Source organism: Albibacterium sp. (genome assembly GCF_035514885.1).
Taxonomy (GTDB): Bacteria; Bacteroidota; Bacteroidia; order Sphingobacteriales; family Sphingobacteriaceae; genus Albibacterium.
Genome location: NZ_DATJCH010000012.1, coordinates 502,888 through 522,336 on the forward strand (window position 1 = coordinate 502,888; position 19,449 = coordinate 522,336).

21 protein-coding genes are annotated in these 19,449 nt (G+C 36.8%); 11 read left to right on the top strand and 10 right to left on the bottom strand.

The annotated features are described in order from the left end of the window. Positions 1 to 12: 12 nt before the first annotated feature. Together VL047_RS06180 and dinB are read right to left on the bottom strand one after the other, a co-directional pair. Positions 13 to 954, bottom strand: a complete 942-nt coding sequence (locus tag VL047_RS06180; RefSeq protein WP_325359225.1) for a YafY family protein — start codon at positions 952 to 954, stop codon at positions 13 to 15. A gap of 12 nt (positions 955 to 966) precedes the next feature. After that, a complete protein-coding gene (dinB, locus tag VL047_RS06185) occupies positions 967 to 2,061 on the bottom strand; it encodes a DNA polymerase IV (RefSeq protein ID WP_325359226.1) in 1,095 nt (364 codons plus the stop codon). Positions 2,062 to 2,227: 166 nt separating this feature from the next. Here dinB and VL047_RS06190 point away from each other — a divergent pair, with 166 nt between their 5' ends. Genes VL047_RS06190 through VL047_RS06200 form a run of 3 tightly spaced genes read left to right on the top strand, consistent with a single transcriptional unit; the run spans position 2,228 to position 4,872 of the window. Next, on the top strand, positions 2,228 to 3,343 hold the full coding sequence (locus tag VL047_RS06190) for a fatty acid desaturase family protein (RefSeq protein WP_325359227.1): 1,116 nt from the start codon (positions 2,228 to 2,230) through the stop codon (positions 3,341 to 3,343). A gap of 12 nt (positions 3,344 to 3,355) precedes the next feature. After that, positions 3,356 to 4,072, top strand: a complete 717-nt coding sequence (locus VL047_RS06195) for a lysophospholipid acyltransferase family protein (RefSeq protein ID WP_325359228.1) — start codon at positions 3,356 to 3,358, stop codon at positions 4,070 to 4,072. A 47-nt stretch (positions 4,073 to 4,119) separates the two neighbouring features. Further along, a complete protein-coding gene (locus VL047_RS06200; protein WP_325359229.1) occupies positions 4,120 to 4,872 on the top strand; it encodes an ABC transporter ATP-binding protein in 753 nt (250 codons plus the stop codon). On the opposite strand, the gene VL047_RS06205 is transcribed toward VL047_RS06200, so the two are convergent. From VL047_RS06205 to VL047_RS06225, 5 genes are read right to left on the bottom strand one after another with little or no spacing between them, the layout of a single operon-like run. Then, positions 4,867 to 5,010, bottom strand: a complete 144-nt coding sequence (locus tag VL047_RS06205) for a hypothetical protein (RefSeq protein WP_325359230.1) — start codon at positions 5,008 to 5,010, stop codon at positions 4,867 to 4,869. The genes VL047_RS06200 and VL047_RS06205 overlap by 6 nt on opposite strands. Positions 5,011 to 5,024: 14 nt before the next feature. Continuing rightward, positions 5,025 to 6,851, bottom strand: coding sequence for an ABC transporter ATP-binding protein (locus tag VL047_RS06210; protein WP_325359231.1), 1,827 nt, complete (start codon positions 6,849 to 6,851; stop codon positions 5,025 to 5,027). 45 nt (positions 6,852 to 6,896) lie between these two features. After that, positions 6,897 to 7,565, bottom strand: coding sequence for a hypothetical protein (locus VL047_RS06215; RefSeq protein ID WP_325359232.1), 669 nt, complete (start codon positions 7,563 to 7,565; stop codon positions 6,897 to 6,899). Between the two features lie 44 nt (positions 7,566 to 7,609). Further along, complete coding sequence (locus VL047_RS06220; RefSeq protein WP_325359233.1) at positions 7,610 to 8,230, bottom strand: response regulator transcription factor; 621 nt, start codon at positions 8,228 to 8,230, stop codon at positions 7,610 to 7,612. Then, on the bottom strand, positions 8,214 to 10,169 hold the full coding sequence (locus VL047_RS06225) for a sensor histidine kinase (protein ID WP_325359234.1): 1,956 nt from the start codon (positions 10,167 to 10,169) through the stop codon (positions 8,214 to 8,216). The genes VL047_RS06220 and VL047_RS06225 overlap by 17 nt, the downstream gene beginning before the upstream one ends. Before the next feature lie 206 nt (positions 10,170 to 10,375). Here VL047_RS06225 and VL047_RS06230 point away from each other — a divergent pair, with 206 nt between their 5' ends. Continuing rightward, positions 10,376 to 10,966 (top strand): hypothetical protein, encoded by a 591-nt coding sequence (locus tag VL047_RS06230; RefSeq protein ID WP_325359235.1) that lies wholly within the window; start codon positions 10,376 to 10,378, stop codon positions 10,964 to 10,966. A 45-nt stretch (positions 10,967 to 11,011) separates the two neighbouring features. Beyond that, positions 11,012 to 11,551: a hypothetical protein gene (locus tag VL047_RS06235; protein WP_325359236.1), complete on the top strand. Its 540-nt coding sequence runs from the start codon at positions 11,012 to 11,014 to the stop codon at positions 11,549 to 11,551. 124 nt (positions 11,552 to 11,675) lie between these two features. Here the strand turns inward: VL047_RS06235 and VL047_RS06240 are convergent, their stop codons facing one another. Together VL047_RS06240 and VL047_RS06245 are read right to left on the bottom strand one after the other, a co-directional pair. Continuing rightward, on the bottom strand, positions 11,676 to 12,185 hold the full coding sequence (locus tag VL047_RS06240; protein ID WP_325359237.1) for a hypothetical protein: 510 nt from the start codon (positions 12,183 to 12,185) through the stop codon (positions 11,676 to 11,678). Between the two features lie 2 nt (positions 12,186 to 12,187). Beyond that, entirely contained in the window at positions 12,188 to 12,973 is a 786-nt protein-coding gene (locus tag VL047_RS06245) for an SAM-dependent chlorinase/fluorinase (RefSeq protein WP_325359548.1), read from the bottom strand. Positions 12,974 to 13,143: 170 nt separating this feature from the next. Here VL047_RS06245 and VL047_RS06250 point away from each other — a divergent pair, with 170 nt between their 5' ends. The 4 genes from VL047_RS06250 to VL047_RS06265 are packed head-to-tail and all read left to right on the top strand — an operon-like array spanning position 13,144 to position 16,396. Beyond that, positions 13,144 to 14,115 carry a PhoH family protein gene (locus VL047_RS06250; RefSeq protein ID WP_325359238.1) on the top strand — a complete coding sequence of 324 codons (972 nt, stop codon included), beginning with the start codon at positions 13,144 to 13,146 and terminating at the stop codon, positions 14,113 to 14,115. Between the two features lie 9 nt (positions 14,116 to 14,124). Further along, positions 14,125 to 15,081 (top strand): phosphoribosylaminoimidazolesuccinocarboxamide synthase, encoded by a 957-nt coding sequence (locus VL047_RS06255; RefSeq protein WP_325359239.1) that lies wholly within the window; start codon positions 14,125 to 14,127, stop codon positions 15,079 to 15,081. Positions 15,082 to 15,095: 14 nt separating this feature from the next. Then, entirely contained in the window at positions 15,096 to 15,485 is a 390-nt protein-coding gene (locus VL047_RS06260; RefSeq protein WP_325359240.1) for an STAS domain-containing protein, read from the top strand. After that, the gene (locus tag VL047_RS06265) at positions 15,482 to 16,396 is read left to right on the top strand and encodes a ribonuclease Z (RefSeq protein WP_325359241.1); all 915 of its coding nucleotides are present in this window, start codon (positions 15,482 to 15,484) and stop codon (positions 16,394 to 16,396) included. The genes VL047_RS06260 and VL047_RS06265 overlap by 4 nt, the downstream gene beginning before the upstream one ends. A 2-nt stretch (positions 16,397 to 16,398) precedes the next feature. Here the strand turns inward: VL047_RS06265 and VL047_RS06270 are convergent, their stop codons facing one another. Next, a complete protein-coding gene (locus VL047_RS06270; RefSeq protein WP_325359242.1) occupies positions 16,399 to 16,812 on the bottom strand; it encodes an acyl-CoA thioesterase in 414 nt (137 codons plus the stop codon). 101 nt (positions 16,813 to 16,913) lie between these two features. Here VL047_RS06270 and rpsO point away from each other — a divergent pair, with 101 nt between their 5' ends. Both rpsO and VL047_RS06280 read left to right on the top strand, forming a co-directional pair. After that, the gene (rpsO, locus tag VL047_RS06275; protein ID WP_325359243.1) at positions 16,914 to 17,192 is read left to right on the top strand and encodes a 30S ribosomal protein S15; all 279 of its coding nucleotides are present in this window, start codon (positions 16,914 to 16,916) and stop codon (positions 17,190 to 17,192) included. Positions 17,193 to 17,314: 122 nt separating this feature from the next. Beyond that, the gene (locus VL047_RS06280) at positions 17,315 to 19,441 is read left to right on the top strand and encodes a polyribonucleotide nucleotidyltransferase (RefSeq protein ID WP_325359244.1); all 2,127 of its coding nucleotides are present in this window, start codon (positions 17,315 to 17,317) and stop codon (positions 19,439 to 19,441) included. Positions 19,442 to 19,449: the final 8 nt, after the last annotated feature.

A 19,449-nucleotide genomic window follows, 5' to 3' on the forward strand; every position in this document is an offset into this window, starting at 1 on the left:
GGAAAAATAATTTTATATTTTTTTTGAAATTTCTGCAATTAAATCCCGTACATCTTGTTTTAGGGAGTCGGGTGATATAATGTTTGCACCTCGGGCAAGGGTTAAATACCAGCTGGCAATACCTTTTAATGAAGCAGAAAGGAATGTCATTTCTATTCGATCGTCTTTTTCTTCTTCGGATACAAAGCCATAATAGTATTTCTGTGTAGAAAGGTATTTAGAGAGCCTTTTTTCAACACTCAGAATTACGGTTTGCAAGTTGTCCTGTTCCGATTTGATCTTTAAATACTCTTTTAAGGTAGGGTGCTGTGTTTGAAAACATTCATCTAACATTTTGAAATCGATTATTCGGTCGGCTCTAAAGGTTCTGTAATCGTTTCTTAAACGACAAAAGGCAATGAAATACCAAAAGCCATTCTGAAGGTAAATTCCAATGGTTTCAATGGGTCGGTTAGTGGTTTTTTGAGCATTTAAATCTTTATATTGTAAGGATACAAGCTTTTTTCCATTGATGGCATTTAAGATATTTTGTAGAAATTGGTTGTTACCGGATTCTTCTTGCGGATTGTTATTAAGAACAAGAATATGTGGTTCAATATCTTCAAGGTATTCTTTCTCTACGTTTCTTAGTACAGCCTTGATTTTGAATAATGCCGATGCATAAAGTTGATAGTTTTCAGCATCGGTGTACTTTTCTATAATTTTTGAAGCCATTAAAAAGGTGGTGGCTTCTTCTTTTGTAAATTGAACAGGAGGTAATCTGTATCCATCCATAATTGAATAGCCTACTCCGGCTTCTCCGATTATTGGAATGCCGGCTGCTTCTAAGCTTTTTATATCACGATAAACGGTTCTTAAACTGATTTGAAAACGGTCTGCAATCTCTTGTGCTTTTATAACACGTTTAGATTGTAGCTGAATAAGAATAGCAGTTATGCGATCTAATCGGTTCATTTTGGAATTGATTTACTTAAATAAACGTAATTGTTTGGGGTTTTTATCTATGACAATGACTTCATGAAAATTGGAAAGGGTAATTCCTAATAACCTGACTCTTTTGTCTTCGGCCGATAACTCTTTTGATAATAATTCTTTTGCTGTTTGCAGAATGATTGATAGATCACCCGTATTATGAGATAAAGATTTGCTCCGATTGATAATTGAGAAGTCATTAAAGCGAATCTTTAGGGTGATGGTACGACACTTAAGCTGATGTTTTTGCAAGCGGCTTGCTAATCTCTCAGCGATTTTTTCCAGTTCAAAATCCATATCTACTAATCGGGTTAAATCGTGCTCAAAAGTATCTTCTACGCTGATCGACTTTGTTTCTCGATTAGGCTGTACAGGCCTGTCATCAATTCCACGAACTATCCTATAATAAAAATGTCCTTGCTTACCGAAGTGTTTTACCAATTCATGTTCGCTCAACCTTTTCAGATCAGCCCCGGTATGGAGATTCATTTGTCCCATTTTGCGGGCCGTAACTTTTCCCACTCCATGAAATTTTCCAACAGGTAAAGCCTCCATAAAAGCTTCAATTTTTGAAGGCCCAATAAAGGTTATACCATCTGGTTTATTGATGTCGGAAGCAATTTTTGCTACAAATTTATTAATCGAGATGCCAGCGGAGGCTGTGAGTTGCAATTCTTCCCGGATGGCTTCCCGAATCTCTTTTGCGATATCAAGTGCAGAGCCAATACCTAATTTATCATAACTTACATCTAAATATGCCTCATCTAAGGATAGGGGTTCTATGAGATCTGTGTATCTTCTGAAGATTTCACGAATGCTACCGGATACTTTTTTATAGACGTCAAAACGAGGACGCACAAATAAAATATGCGGACAAAGACGTATTGCTTTGTGTGAAGGCATGGCTGAACGGACGCCGAAAACGCGTGCTTCATAACTAGCAGCCGCGACTACACCACGGCCCTCGGGAGAGCCACCAACAGCCAGAGGTTTGCCTCTGTATTCAGGAAAATCGCGCTGCTCTACCGATGCAAAAAATGCATCCATATCAATATGGATTATTTTACGGTAGGTTCTTTCGTCGTTCATGAATAGGTATTACTGGCTTAAAGTTGACAATAATTTAAGATTATTATCTTTTATAATTTGTATTTTTACAATACTAAATAAAAGTATGACCATTTGTAATGGATAGCACGATTTTTGCAAAATGCTTTCCAATATAATTAAAACAGTTTATTTTTAGAGATCAAGCATGGAACAAACATTTATTAGACCTACCTATCAGAAAGCCGGCCCAGATGATTTTTTTAGAAAGCTACAAAAGGAAGTTCAGGATAATGTATTAACTGATACGTCTATTCAACGCAAAAATGTTATTAAATCTGTCGGTGTATTAGTGTTTTATTTTATTCTTTACGCTTGTATATTGGTTTTTGGTAATAATACAGGGCTTCTTTTTCTTGCTTATATTTTTTTAGGTTTCTCTACCATGGTTTTGTTTATCAACGCTTTTCATGATGCGGCACATGGTGCAGTTTTTAAAAATAAAAAGCTGAATAAACGGTTTATGTATGTTTTAGAGCTGTTTGGTAGCAATAGTTACATTTGGTCTAAAAGACATTTGCTATTGCACCACCCTTATCCAAATGTTCAAAACTGGGATACTGATATCAAACAAAGTGATATTGTTCATCTCTTTCCTGAAAGTCCGATCTTAAAGATTCATAAATATCAGCATATTTATATGTGGTTTATTTATCCATTTTATACTTTAAACTGGTTGTTTAATAGAGATTTTAAAGACTTCTATGGTACGAAAGATAATTATTTAAAGCGGATACTTCGTATTCCTAAAATAGAGTACTATAAGCTTTTCGCTGCTAAAATATTCAATATTTTTTATCTGATTGTAATTCCGATTCTTGTTTTAGATCAGCCTTGGTATTTGATTTTACTGGCATGGCTGGTTATGCATATTTCGGCAAGTATGCTTGGGGTAATTGCATTAATTTCAACCCATGTTGATGAAGATGCAGTTTTTCCAATGCCACCAGAAGATGGTAAGATGAATACTACCTGGGCACTTCATCAATTAACGGTAACCAAGGATTTTAGCGCTGATAATAAACTGGCTAATTTCCTTTTTGGAGGGTTTACCCACCATGTTGCCCATCATTTGTTTCCGCATGTTGCCCATACATACTATCCTAAAATTACTCCTATTATTCGTCGCTACGCAGAAGAATATGGTTTTCCGTATACTTGTTATCCGGCGTATCAGGCAATTCGTTCGCATTATTTCTTGTTAAAAAAGAGTGGGGTAAAGGGTGGATTAAAAGAAAGTATATTTGCTCATGGTGAAATTTAGTGTGGCGTAAGAATGAAACACCTTCATAGAAGTTTCTATTTAGCGTTGGTTTTAATCTTCTTTATTTCTTTCAGGCCTGCTTTTTATTTCTTAGGGAAGAATGTCTCTAAAAATCGTTCCCGAATTATACGGTTAAGACGAACATTAGCTTCCTTAGCTTCCCGTTTTGCTGGTTTTAATTATAAATTCAGTATTGATCAACCTATTGATTGGTCTCGTAATTATATAATTTGTGCAAATCATACTTCAAATTTAGATATAACAGTGTTGATGAAGGTTTGTAAAGCTGATTTCAGCTTTATGGGTAAAGAGGAATTATTGCATAATCCGGTAACAGGATTTTTCTTCAGAACAATTGATATACCGGTTAACCGCACAAGTAAAATATCTTCTTATAAAGCATTTAAAAGAGCTAAAGAGTATCTGGATGAGGGGAAAAGCATTGCCATTTTTCCGGAAGGAGGGATATCAGATGAGTTTCCACCGGTATTACAAAAGTTTAAGAATGGAGTTTTTAAATTAGCAGTGGATGCTAATATTCCGATATTGCCGATTGTTATAGAGGATGCCTGGAAGATTTATTGGGATGATGGTGCGAAAAATGGGACTAAGCCCGGAACGGTGAAGGTACATGTTTTGAAACCCATCGAAACAGCTGGATTGAATTTAACGGCTGATGAATTACATGAAATGGTATATAAACTGTATAAAGAAAATTGGATTATTTAATTAGTAACAAATTGATCAATTAGGTATCTAACAGTAAAATAATTGAGATGACAGAGCAATCACTTATAGATATTACAGATATTGGTAGGAAGTATGTTATAGGAGCAGAAACTATTCATGCGATAAAATCAGTTTCTTTGAAAGTTAAAAAGGGCGAATTTGTAGCTTTGATGGGACCTTCCGGTTCAGGGAAATCGACTTTAATGAATATTCTGGGATGCTTGGATACACCTACGCGTGGTGAGTATTTGTTGAATAATATCCGTGTTAGTGAAATGTCAGAGGATGATTTAGCCGACGTAAGAAATAAGGAAATTGGCTTTGTGTTTCAAACGTTTAACTTACTTCCTCGTTCTACTTCTCTTGATAATGTTGCTTTACCTTTGGTATATGCCGGTGTTAGTAGAGAGGCTAGGACTCAAAGAGCACAAGCTGCACTTGAGAATGTTGGATTGGGAAATCGGGTTCATCATAAACCAAATGAGCTTTCCGGAGGTCAAAGACAAAGGGTAGCAGTTGCGCGAGCTTTAATTAATAATCCATCGATTATATTGGCCGATGAGCCTACAGGTAACCTGGATACTAAAACATCCATTGAAATAATGGGCTTATTAGAAGAAATTCACTCTAAAGGAAACACCATTATTTTGGTTACGCACGAGGAAGACATTGCTCAGCATGCACATCGTATCGTAAGGATGAGAGATGGTTTAATTGAAGATGATTATCTGAATGATTCTATTAAGCGTGTTTCACTTCGTTTAGAAGAATTAAACAATGATGAAAATACTACTTTATAAAGCGTTTTTTAATACCCAATAGCGAAAACCAAGAACTAGCTTTTGAAAGTTATTCAATGCCATAGGGTCTTTACCGGCATATCGGGGTAAAAGACTGTTATTGATCTTTAATAAAGTTTTAAAAAATAGCTTCTTCATTCTATAAATACATTTTAAGAATGAATTGGTTTGGTCTCTGTTTGTAATTCTGATAGATACTTATACATTCCCCCTTCTTGCTGAATAAGTTCCTGATGAGTTCCGCTTTCTATAACTTCACCTTCGCTGATTACGATGATTTTATCTACTTGACGAATGGTAGATAAACGGTGTGCAATGATGATGGATGTTCTGTTTTTTAATAGTTCTTCAAGTGCTTCTTGAACCAAACGTTCTGATTCTGAATCGAGAGAGGAAGTAGCTTCATCGAGAATTAAGATTGCAGGATCTTTGAGAAGTGCTCTGGCAATGGCAATTCTTTGACGCTGACCGCCAGATAATTTAACTCCCCGTTCACCGACCAATGTTTCATAACCTTCGGGAAATCCGGTAATGAAGTCGTGGGCATTAGCTCTTTTTGCAGCTTCAATGACTTCTTCTTTTGAAGCATTTAAATCTCCATAAGCAATGTTTTCGCGGATGGTTCCACCAAATAATAATACATCTTGCGGAACAATAGCAATCTGGCTTCGGATATCGGTTAATGAATAGTTTTCAGCCGGACTGCCATCGAATAATAATTGTCCGCTTTGTGGATTGTAGAACCTTAAAATTAATGAGGCTATGGTTGATTTTCCTGTACCACTTGGTCCTACAATTGCTAACTTTTCACCTGCCTTAACAGAGAAAGAAATATCCTTTAATACAGGAGATTCTAGGCGAGAAGGGTAGGAGAAGTTTATATGCTCAAAGCTTAAGTTTCCGGAAATACGTTTCCTGTCTGCACTATTAATAGGGTTGACTGAAATGTCTTCTTGCTTTTCTTCTAATAGCTCAATAACTCGTTCACTTGCACCTACGGCTTTTTGAACATTGGCATATAAATCAGGAAAGCTGCCCATAGAACCTGCTACGAACATGGAGTATAAAATATAGGTGGTTAAATCGCCAACGCTCATTTCACCATTTAATACCAATACTGAACCATACCAGATTACTCCGATTACAGCTCCGAAGATGCAGAAGATGATAAAAGAAACGAATACTCCTCGATAATTGGCGCCGCGCATAGCAATACGCACTACTTCAGTGAGCGATTTCTTGTATCTTCCTGCTTCAAAAGCTTCATTTACAAAAGCTTTTACGTTAGAAATTCCTTGTAAGGTTTCCTGAACAATGGTGTTCGATTCAGCTAACTGATCTTGTGTTTGGCGGGAGAGTTTACGGATAAAGCCTCCGAAAAATACTGCTGCAATAATCATTACAGGAAGTACTGCAAGATTTAATAAAGTAAGCTTTGGTGATACGATGATTAAGAATGCTATTCCTCCGATCATGGTGATGATTTGTCGGATCATCTCAGCCAGAGTCGTGGTCATGGTAGTCTGGATTTGTGATAAATCTGCAGACAGACGACTGTTTAGTTCACCTACCCAACGGTTTGAAAAGAAATCCATGGGTAGAGTGATGAGGTTAAAATAGGTATCGCGACGGATATCGGCAACTGACTTCTCTGATACCTCTACAAATAAGCGGATTCTGAAGAATGATATAATTGCCTGAGCAAATAGAATTATGAATGCGATATAACCAATGGTTGCTATGTTTGAAGGAAGCCAGGTGTACGTTTGTTTAGATTGCGCGGCATCTATCATTGCACCTAAAAGAGCAGGAAAAGCCAGTAAGGTTACGCTCGATAGAAAAAGGAATATCATTCCAACTATAAACTTGAATTGATACGGTTTCAGATATTTTAAAAGCTTTTTAACGCTTTTGAGATTCTCTTTGTTTAATTTGGGTTTTGGAAGTTCTTCTTTTGTGCTCGAAACGTTGCGTGCCATATATATTCATCTAATAGGCTCCAAAAATACATAATATCTATCAGTCTATTTAATTTGTTTGTAGAATGGTAAATAGGTGTTTATAATTTTTTCGCCGGGGGCATGTATAGAGACGGATGTTACTTGATCGTTATTGATTTCAAAAGCAATTCCTGAAGCTACATCGTCGATTAGTGTAATTTGTGTAGAAGATGAGGTTTCAATACCCTCAATGCTTTCTGCATTTGGGTAAGCTGTTTTTAATTCACCAAGGGTGCTTGTAGATGTGACTCCTTTTTCTGTAATAAAATTGACATGGCTTAGTCGCATAATTTGTATGGTTTTGCGCATATCTACATCTGCATCACAAACAGCATAAACATCCAGTTCCTTTTTGGGAGATCTTTTATCTAAGTGCCACATGTTCCAGCTTTTACACATGGCAGCATCTGAGCTGTCAGCCTTTCCTAATATATCGAATAATTGAGCTTGCTCTACTTCTTGTTTTAATTCAAACCTTCCCAATGACTTTCCGGCAATTACAAAAATTGTATCACTATCGGATAGCTTCAACTTAACACTGTCTACAGCTGTGTTTTGTGAGCTATCAACTTGCGATACTTCCTGTGAGTTTTGAGCTGAATTACCAGTACATCCTATAATAAATTGGGAAGATATAAGTAAAACGATTAAGAATGGGAAAGATGTTTTTATAAGGCTCATTGACTTTTTCATAATGATGTTTCTGCTAGAGAAACAAAGATTCTGCCAAGGTGCGATTAAATTAGCTTTTTTTCTAAGGCTATTCTGACCAAAACGGCTGTGTTTTTAGCATCCAGTTTTAAAAGTAGGTTTTTTCGATAGCTTTTAATGGTTTCAGGACTTAAAAATATTCGTTCGGCAATTTCACCATTTGTTAATCCTTCGGCAACCAGTTTAAGCAACTCCTGCTCACGCTGACTTAGCCATATATGTGTCTCTTTCGGACGTTTCATTAAAATGTCGATTTCATGGCTAAGAAATGTCTTGCCAGCTGCGACTGCTTGTATCCCTGCTAATATTTCTTCGGTCATAGCATTCTTAATCAGGTAACCGGAAGCACCGTTGTCGAGCATCTGCTTTACAATGCTGTACTCATTGTGAGTGGTTAGAGCTAGTATTTTTATTTCCGGAAATTGCGTTTTTATTTCCTTGCAGAAATCCAATCCGCTCATATCCGGTAAGCTTACATCTAGAAGCAATACATCCGGTTTACAAAAGCCTAAGGAGTTCCGGCAATCTGATGCACTATGCGTTACACTGACTACGGTGGCTAACCCTGACCCGGTAATCAGCCCCTGCAATCCTTCTGTGAGGATTTTATGGTCATCTACAATGGCTACCCTAATTATGTGGTTCATTTTTTGTAAGTTTTAGCTCTATATGTACTTCCGTTCCCTGACCTGATGAATATATCTCCATTTTACCCTGAAAAGCAGCCACCCGCTGGCGGATATTTTGTAAACCCATTCCTTCTTTTACATTCTGTTGGTCAAAACCCTTACCATTATCCTGTACCGTGAATGATATGCGCTTGTCTTCCTGTACCAGTTGCACATTGATCTGAGTAGACTCTGTATGTTTTAGTGCGTTGTTGACCAGTTCATGGATGCAACGATAGACCATGATTTCCAGATTGTCTGACAGGCGGGCTTCGTCTCCAAAATAATGAAAGTGCACAATCGGGATGGCAGCGCAGAAATCTGATAAAGAAACCTTCAATCCACAACGAAGAAGTGATTCGGGCATCATATGGTGTGCTACTCGACGGAGCTCTTGTATGGAATCATCCAACATGCCTAAGGCTTTTTGAAAACGAGAAACATCTACAGCCTCCAGAACGGCATTGCCTTTCACTTGTGGCAAGTTGATCTTTACCAGAGACAGCATACTGCCCAAACCATCGTGTAAGTCTCTGGCTAGTCGGGTACGTTCGGCCGTTTCGCCATCCAGTGTAGCTTGTACCGCCACGAGTTGTTTTTCCTGTTCTAATCGTTGAGTCTCTTCCTCGGCAAGTTTTCGCCGGCTGACTGCCAGACGGTAGCGTATTACAGCTAGAGCTAATGCAATGAGCAAGAGAAGACCTCCAGCCAATCCAAGCCATAAATATAGCCTTCGTTGCTTTTGCAGGGCATCGATCTGAAGTTCCTTCTTTTCGCTTTCGTATTTTACTTCCATTTCAGAAAGTGTATGATGAAAGGTTTCATTATGTTGTTCTTGGAGGGTTGTAAAAAACTGGTTTACATAATGCTCTATAGAGTCTATTTTACCTAGTCGTCCATACGCTAATGCAAGATGGATATAAGCATGTTTAGTAAGATTGGTATCCGTTGAATCTACTTGTATAACTTTTAATCCAGCAGCTATACTTTCGTTGTATTTACCTGTATAATAATATATTGCGGACAAAATAGTTGCACTTGTACTTACAAAAATGGGAAATCCGGCATCTTCGGCTAATTGTAACGATTGTTTCGCTATAGGTAGAGCCGCATCATAATCTTCATAATAATTATATGTACTTGCTAATGATGCCAAGGCTTGGTTTTCTCCATACTTATTACCTATTTCCTGATAGATTTTCAATCCCTGTTTGATTGGTTGCGCGGCTTCTTCCATGCTCTTTTCCTGACCTCGATAAATAGATCCGAGTACAGTATATATGTCGGCTAATCTAGTCTGATTCCCACTTTGTATTGCTAATTCTTCTGCCTTTGTATAATAAATTAGAGCTTGGTCGTAGTTGCTCAACATTCGATAAACACTGCCTATACCTGTATATGCTTGGCATAGTTCATAACTATCATTTAATTTTTCAAGTATGGCTGCTGATTCTTTGAAATAGCTCATCGCCAGGTCATACATATTTTGATAGCCATATAAACTACCATAAACCCTATCTATGATTGCTTCTAATTTTGTGTCTTTGAGTTTTTGTGCGATTAGCATTGCTTTGTCTAAATAAGCTTCTGCTGAATCGTAAACAGACCCCTTGATATAAGCTAAGCTCATATTTTGATAAAATAGGGCTTCCATTTTCTTATTTTCAGTTTGTATAGCTATTGCCAGGCCTGCTTTTGCATGATCTAATGATTTCTGCATATTAAAGTTCGAGTAATTGTCTGCCAGCTTCAGATATAACTCAATTTTTTCATTCTCTGTAAGCTTTTCTGAAGTTAATACTTGCTCTAGTGAGTCTGTCGACTGTCCATAGCCGATTAAAGGTAGTCCTGGCAAAATTAGGCATAAGATGATGCGTAACACGTGCCGTATGTACTTATGTATATGTTTTGTCGTCATACTGTTTATTTAATTGGCTTATTTCTAATAATATATAACAAAGATACAATGTACGTATACCTGATAAAAACCCCCTTTGGGGGGTATTGTATAAAAAGTTGTCGATTTAACTTTGCTTTCGTCATTCGGGGAAAGAGGCTGACGAGCCGACCCGGTTAGAAATTATTAAAACTAAAATAAAGAAAAACATGAAAGCAATTAAAAAAATGATGTGCCTATGCTTTATACCGCTATTTGTCACATCCTGTTCAAAAGAAGCTGACCTTGACGGTCCTGAAGGTACTGACGATTGTTTGTATAAAGTTACGATAGATGGACATACTACCCTTCCAAATCAGTTTGGCCAAGACAAAATTGTGATTACAGCGGGATCCGGAGAAGATGGTTTTGGATTTAGAATAACCCAAGCAAAAACAGACCCCAGTGAGGAGTCGGTGATGGACGTTATTGCAACTAATGGTTTTTTTAATACTAAGACGCCTGTTGGAGATTATCCTGTGAGTTTTTTTGGTGCAACATCATTTGAAACAGGTGATTATGACTATCTGCCACTTTATGGTTTTGATGAGGTGGGCGAATGGGGTAATGCAATATTTACTCTTGTAGAGAATTCTGATCAAAGAATACGTATAAAAGTATCAGGGACTGTGATGAAACAAGATAAGGTAGGAGGGGACGTTGAGGAGATAGGACTTGTTCCCGTGGAAGCAGAAATAATAGTTGGCCGTAAGCATTATGTTGAAGCTACTGTTGATGGGGCTCCAGTTGGGGGGGCTGTTTGTAAATGTCAAAATTAGAATCATCACTTTATTACTTTGTTTAACTAAATAAGTATATAAATTATGAAAAAAGCAATTTTTACCGTCTTGGTGATTTTTATCACGGGAGCTGTCTATGCACAGCAATTTCAAAATGGAACAACTATGGCAAATGCTGGTATAGGGTTAGGAACTTCTTTAGGTGGATTAGGTAAGGCGCGTCCTGCTATCTCAGTATCTGTTGATCATGGGATGTGGGATATCGGCGGCCCGGGCGTGATCAGTCTTGGTGGTTATATAGGTAATACCGGTTATAAATATAATTATCTGGGTTATACTGCTAAATGGAATTATACCATTATAGGTGCGAGAGGTGCCTATCATTATAATGGTTTTACGAATGCTCCAAAACTTGATGTTTATGGTGGAGCTATGCTTGGTTATAATATTGTTAAATACTCTTCTGATGGAGATGATGGCTCTTTAGGGAATAGTTATGGAAGCGGTTTGGGTCTTTCGGGTTTTCTAGGTGGACGGTGGTACTTCGGTGAAAACGTAGGTGCCTATGCTGAGCTGGGTTATGGAGTATCTGTATTAAATGCAGGGGTTACCTTTAAGTTCTAGCATCTAATAGTTCTTATAATCTTCTTAAACTTTACACAATAAAACCTCTGAAAGTCAGAGGTTTTATTGTGTAAAGTTTAAGAAATACTTCGCTTTCTAAATAAAATTTCTCCGAGGTTTTTCACTATGAGCGTTTTCTGTTTTTTATTAGAAAAAGAACAAGTACAATTACGAGAAGAATACTGAAAAGAGAAACAACCAGGTAACGACTTGATGTTTGTTGAAGTTGCTGGATTTTTAGCAATTGTTCTTCTTGTTTCTTTTCAAGTTTGCTGATGGTACTAATATAGCCATTGATACGCTTGGTGGATTGTTGTGCTTCGGAGGAAATAAAGGTTTTCTCCATGTCTTTATAATCTAATAATACTTTAGTTTCCTTAAATATATTATTATCAGTTCTGACAATCTCTTTTAGAATATCAATGGAGGCCTGCATATCTTTTTTTGTCTTTAAACCGAATATGCCAGTTCGAGCCTTTAAGCTTTGATCAAACTGTCCGAAGCGAGCACTGCGTTGCTCAAGCAAAGAATTTACTCGTTGACGTTGCACTTCATAGGCTAAGGTATCTTGAGCAAGAAGAGGTTGATAGCTTAATAGTACAATTGCAAAAAAGAAAAATACCTTGTAATTCATTTCTACTTTTTATTTTCGAATTCAATTCTGACAATATTATCAGTTTGTAGTCCTAATAATCCACTGGCATTTCCTTTATTGATAGCAATTTCAAGGTAATTACTAATGCCGAACAGGCAAAGCTTTTCTCCTTCAGGAACTTCGTTATAATGCCAGCTTAACTGATTGATTGTTTCGTTTCGTTTAAAATAAAGTGTGAAAGGGCGTTCTTTTTGAACTTTTGTAAATAATTCTTTATGAATATTGGTAATAACGTTTTGAAATGAATCAATATAAATTACACTTCCCTGAATCGCATCAGGTTCTACAATAGGTTCAAAAACACGACGTTGAACCAGTTCTGTAACTGGCTCGCCAATCTCTGATAGTTTGCCTCCTTTTGCTAAATGACAGGCAGCTTTTGCAAAGATATCAGTGAGTGGAAAATGAAGAAACTTTAAATCTTGAATAATGGATAGTTCTACGATTTCTTCTGGTTGATTTTCAAAAATTAATGAGAAGATTCCGTTGTCTGCACCAATAAAATAATACCCATTATATTTCAGCGCCAAATATTTAGTATTCTCATTGTAAACTGAATCGATACCAATTAAATGGACTGTCTTTTTAGGAAAATAAGGGTAGGAGTTTTTTAAAATAAAGGCAGCTTGTTGCAAATCAAATGGTGCAATATCATGAGATATATCAATGATCCTTACGGTAGGATGTAGCGTCAAGATGCTTCCTTTTAATGCAGCTTGATAGAAGTCCTTGTGTCCTAAATCAGTAGTTAAAGTAATTATACCCATCATTAAAAACGTCTCCTCAAATCCAAATTTGGTTTTAACTCATTTTTGCAAACATAAGCAGAATTATTTTGCTTTTTTTTATGCTCCATTATTAGTAATCTTGCGTAAGGAATTTGATCTGCAAAGATTCAAATTTATTACATATAATTTAGCCTTCTAAAAACATTAATTTGAGTGAAGTAAAAATTAATCTAGAACAAATTGACCCACAAATACTATGGGGTCCGGAAAATGAATATTTCAAATTAATAAGGAAATATTTTCCAAAAATAAAGATGGTTGCGCGAGGTACCAATCTTACTATCTTGGGAGATGCTAAGGAACTTGAAGAATTTAGATTGTATTTCGATGCTGTAGTGGCTCATGTTGAAAAGTATAATAATCTTACTGAAAGAGACATCGAGACGATTTATGATTCTAAAAATTCTGTAAAAGAAGTAGAGAAGAGTTCGGTAAAAAGTAAAGAGTTAGTTGCGCCCGGAGGAGGAGAGCCGATTGTTTTTGGTCCCAACGGTGTGGTTATTAAAGCAAGGACACCCAACCAGAGAAAGATGGTTGATAGTATCCAGAAGAATGATATTATTTTTGCTATTGGACCAGCAGGAACGGGTAAAACTTACACAGCTGTAGCATTGGCTGTCAGAGCTCTTAGAAATAAGGAAATTAAAAGAATTATTCTAACTCGTCCGGCGGTTGAAGCTGGAGAAAATCTTGGTTTCTTGCCTGGGGATTTAAAAGAAAAGGTAGATCCGTATTTAAGACCTCTCTATGATGCCTTGGATGATATGATTCCTGCAGAGAAACTTAAATACATGTTGGAGAACAGGGTGATTGAAGTTGCACCACTGGCATTTATGAGGGGAAGAACATTGGACAATTGCTTTGTTATTTTAGATGAAGCGCAAAATGCAACGGATATGCAGATGAAGATGTTTTTAACAAGGATGGGACCAACGGCCAAATTTATTATCACGGGAGATGTTACTCAGATAGATTTGCCAAAAAAACAACAATCAGGATTAAATACTGCTATAAAGCTGTTGGATAATATTGAAGGTATTGATGTTATTTATTTAAGTGGAAGTGATGTGGTACGGCATAAACTAGTTAAAAGTATATTATCTGCATACGGGGATATTTAACAAAATAGGATGAACGCTTTAAAAGAAACCGGTTTTAATTTCCCACGTCAAACAGCCTTTTATAAAGGGAAAGTAAGGGATGTATATACCATCGATAATAAATACCTGGCAATGGTTGTTAGCGATCGAATTTCGGCATTTGATGTCGTACTGCCACGTGCTATTCCATATAAAGGGCAAGTTTTGAATTTAATTGCTGCAAAAGCATTAAAAGCAACAGAAGATATTATTCCAAATTGGCTGATTGATGTGCCTGATCCAAATGTGAGTATCGGGCGTATTTGCATGCCCTTTAAAGTAGAGATGGTAATCAGAGGTTACCTTTCTGGACATGCATGGCGAGAGTACCAATTAGGAAAAAGAGAAGTATGTGGAGAAAAACTTCCGGATGGGTTGAGTGAAAATGATAAGTTACCGGAGCCTATTATTACTCCCACAACAAAAGCTTCGGTAGGGCATGATGAGGATATCTCTGAGAAAGAAATATTGGAGCAGGGAATTGTAAGTAAGGAAGATTATACTAAATTAGTAAAATATACAAAGGCTTTATACAAGAGAGGGACTGAGATTGCAGCAGAGCGTGGATTGATATTAGTAGACACAAAGTATGAATTTGGGAAGATAGAAGATCAGATATATTTGATGGATGAGATTCATACACCGGATTCCTCCAGGTATTTTTATGCAGATTCTTATGATAGTTTGCAAGAGAGTGGAGACCCGCAAAGACAATTATCCAAGGAGTTTGTTCGTAAATGGTTAATTGAAAATGGATTTCAGGGAAAAGACGGGCAGAGTGTGCCTTTAATGACTGATGAGGTAGTTCAATCTATTTCGGAACGGTATATCGAATTATATGAACATATAGTTGGTGAGAAATTTGACTATCCACATTCTGAAAATATTAATGAGAGAGTGGAGCAGAATATAGTAAGAGCGATAAATAAATTGGAAGATATAAAATAGAAATAAGGAGCAACATGAAATTTACAATTGATAGGCATGAGCGTTATGTGGTTTTAAAACCACATGAAAAAGTATTGGATGGGAGTGCTGCACCACAGGTTAAATCGGAGTTTATTCGAATTAATACAGATGGGCAAAGAAATATTGTTTTGGACCTCTCTGAAGTAGACGAAGTTGATTCATCAGGTTTACGCTCTGCATTAATGGCTCATAGAATGTGTAAAGCGATGGGCGGGATTTTCATTCTTGCACATGCAAATCCTGCGATTACTCAACTGATTGATATTTGTAAACTGGATGACGTGTTAGTGTCGGTACCTACAATTCAAGAAGCAGAGGATATTGTTTTTATGGAAGAGTTGGAAAAAGAATTTAGAGGGTCTTCGGCATCAGAAGAAGGATGACATTTGAATTAACGATATTAGGTAGTAATTCAGCCACGCCCGCATACGGGCGTAACCAAACATCTCAGGTATTAAATATAAATGAGAAGCTATATTTAATTGATTGTGGTGAAGGTACACAGCACCAGTTGCTTAAGTATAATATCAAGTCATCCAGAATTAAGTATATTTTCATTAGCCATTTACATGGAGATCATTATTTAGGCCTGATTGGTTTGATATCTTCTATGCATTTAATTGGGCGCAAAGAAGAATTAACGTTGTTTGGACCTCCGGAATTAAAGGAGATCATAGATCTTCATTTGCGTTATTCTGATACTAAATTACGATACCCCCTAATATTTAATGCTGTTCAACCTTTTGAGGAGCAAGTAATTTTAGAGAATGAAGATGTTAGCGTTCGAAGCTTTCCGCTTGATCATCGTATTCCATGTACTGGTTTTCGTTTTGATGAAAGACCGCGATTGGCTAAAATTAATATACAGGCAGTAAAAGCTCACGCTGTTCCTACTGAATGTTTATCACTTTTAAAGCAAGGGATTGACTGTGTCTCAGATGATGGAAAGGTTTATAAGTCTTCAGAGTTTACTTATCCGCCACCTTCGACGCGTAGCTATGCATTTTGCTCTGATACATTGGATTCTGGTAAATACCATGATTCTATCAAGGGTGTAAGTTTATTATATCATGAAGCTACGTTTTTAAATGATCTCTTGTTGCGGGCTGCGGAAACATATCATACAACAGCTTTGCAAGCAGGTATAATTGCTGAAAAGGTATTAGCAAAGAAATTGCTTATCGGTCATTTTTCAGCTCGCTACAGAAACTTGGAACCTATGGTTGATGAATGCAGGAGTGTTTTTCAGAATTCTTTTTTAGCGTTGGAAGGGACTACTTATTCTATTGATTAAAATTAAATTGAATATTTATTAATCATTTCTTGGGTTACGGGGACTGATTTTCCGGTTTTGAGGTCAATTAGTGTATAATCAAACCAGCCGTCGCACGCTGTTTTTCTTGTTTTAGTGATTTGTATTTCGAAGTTAACTCTGCATCCTTTTGAGTTTATACTTTCGATTCCTGTTTCGACCGTAAATTCCTGACCCATTGTTAATGCTCGCTTATAATCGATATGAGCAGTTCGAACTACCCATCCGTAACCGTTATTCATAAATTCTTCCATGCTCATGCCATAGCATTCATGCATTTGATCATAACGAGCAGCCATTACATAATCGAAGTAGCGACTATTATGAACATGTTGAAACATATCGATGTCATCGGGCCTGACTTTGTAGGAAGTTTTAAAACGGGAATAGATCTTCATGTCGTTAAATTAAAAAATTATAATCCAATTCATTGTAATATAAGATATATACCTTATTTTTGCATAAAATTAATTAATTACACTTTAATATTATTCAGGTAATGTATTTAAGTAAAGAGTACAAAGCGGATATTTTTAAAACATTCGCAGAATCAGAAACCAATACGGGATCTACAGAAGGACAAGTTGCCTTATTTACACATCGTATTGCTCATTTAACTGAGCATTTAAAGAAGAACAGAAAAGATTTTTCTACTCAGTTAGCACTTCAAAAATTGGTAGGTAAACGCCGTGGTTTATTAGCTTATCTTTATAAAAAAGATATTGAAAGATACCGTGCAATTATCAAAGCCTTAAAACTGAGAGATATTATTAAATAGAAATCAGGAAAATTTTGAGAAAGCCATCCCAAACGGAGATGGCTTTTTATTTTTGTAAAACACAATAAAATATATTAACAAAATACGGCTTGAAGATGAAACCGTATTACATCGAAACAAAAATGAGTTACAAAGAATTTAAAACAGCATTCGATTTAGGCGATGGTCGCCAGATTGAAATCTCTACAGGGAAACTGGCTAAACAGGCCGATGGTTCGGTTGTAGTAAAACAAGGCGATACCATGTTGTTGGCAACAGTTGTTTCTGCTAAAGAAGCTAAACCTGGAACAGATTTCTTGCCGTTATCTGTAGATTATCAAGAAAAATATGCTGCAGCTGGTCGTATACCAGGTGGATTTTTACGTCGTGAGGCACGTTTGTCTGATTATGAAATTTTAATTTCACGGTTAGTAGATAGAGCGCTTCGCCCATTATTTCCAGAAGATTACCACGCAGATACACAAGTTATGATTAGCTTAATATCTGCTGATAAAGATATAATGCCAGATGCTTTAGCTGGTTTAGCAGCTTCTGCTGCATTGGCAGTTTCAGATATTCCATTTAATGGTCCTATTTCTGAAGTGCGTGTTGCTAAGATTGACGGTCAGCTTGTTCTTAACCCGACTCTATCAGATTTAGAGCGTGCAACGTTAGAGTTTATTGTTGCTGGTTCGGCTTCTGATATTGGAATGGTTGAAGGAGAGTCTAAAGAGATTTCTGAAGAGGAAATGCTTGAGGCTATTGCTTTTGCTCATAAAGCAATTAAAGTACAAGTTCAAGCTCAGCTTGATCTTGCAGAGATGGTTGGCAAAAAAGTAAAACGTGAATATAATCATGAGCCTTCTAATCCTGAATTGCGTGAATCTATTTATGCAGCAGCTTATGATAAAGTTTACGAAATAGCTAAGCAAAGTCTTCCAAAACAAGAACGTTCGGCACAGTTTAAAGAAATTCTCTCAGGGTTTTTAACTGAAGATTTGGATGATGATACTGTTTTCTTAACTAAAAAGTATTTTCATGATGTGCAATCAGCAGCTGTTCGTAATTTAGTTCTGAATGAAGGAATTCGTTTAGACGGACGTAATTCTCGTACAGTTCGCCCAATTTGGAGCGAAGTGAATTATTTACCTGCTGCTCACGGGTCTGCTGTGTTTACACGTGGAGAAACTCAATCATTAACTTCTGTTACATTAGGAGCGAAGGATTCAGAGCAAATGATAGACGGTGCGTTTATTCATGGATACAATAAATTTATATTGCATTACAATTTCCCATCATTCTCAGTAGGCGAAGTTCGTCCTAATAGAGGTCCGGGCCGTAGAGAAGTTGGTCATGGTAATTTAGCGATGCGTTCGTTGAGACAAGTTTTACCGACCGGTGATGAGAATCCATATACAATTAGAGTCGTTTCAGATATCCTAGAATCAAATGGTTCATCATCTATGGCTACTGTTTGTGCTGGTTCATTGGCGCTTATGGATGCAGGTATAAAAATCAGTGCTCCGGTATCTGGAATTGCGATGGGTTTAATCATGGATGAGGATACAGGTAAATATGCAGTATTAAGCGATATTTTAGGAGATGAGGATCATTTAGGAGATATGGACTTTAAAGTAACAGGTACTGAAAAAGGTATTGTTGCTTGTCAGATGGATTTGAAAATAAATGGTTTGAAATGGGAAGTTCTTACTCAGGCTTTAGATCAGGCAAAAGAAGCTCGTTTGCATATTTTGGGTGAGATGAAGAAGACGTTGGTTACTCCTCGTGAAGATTATAAACCACATGCTCCTAGAATTGTTAGCTTCTCAATAGATAAAGAATTTATTGGTGCTATTATCGGACCTGGTGGTAAGATTATTCAAGAGATGCAACGTGAGACCGGTGCTACTATTTCAATTGAAGAAGTAGATGGAAAAGGTATAGTACAAGTATTTGCTGATAATAAGGCAGCTATTGATGATGCGGTTGGCCGTATTAGAACAATTGTTGCTAAGCCTGAGATTGGTGAAATCTATGAAGGTAAGGTTAAGTCAATTATGCCTTTTGGTGCATTTGTTGAAATTATGCCAGGAAAAGACGGTTTACTGCATATCTCTGAAATAGATTGGAAACGTTTAGAAACCATGGATGGCATCTTTAATGTAGGAGATGTGATTAAGGTTAAGTTACTGGACATTGACAAACAAGGTAAATTTAAATTATCTAGAAAAGTATTGATTCCGAAACCGGAAAGAGACGATTCTAAATAAGAATATCA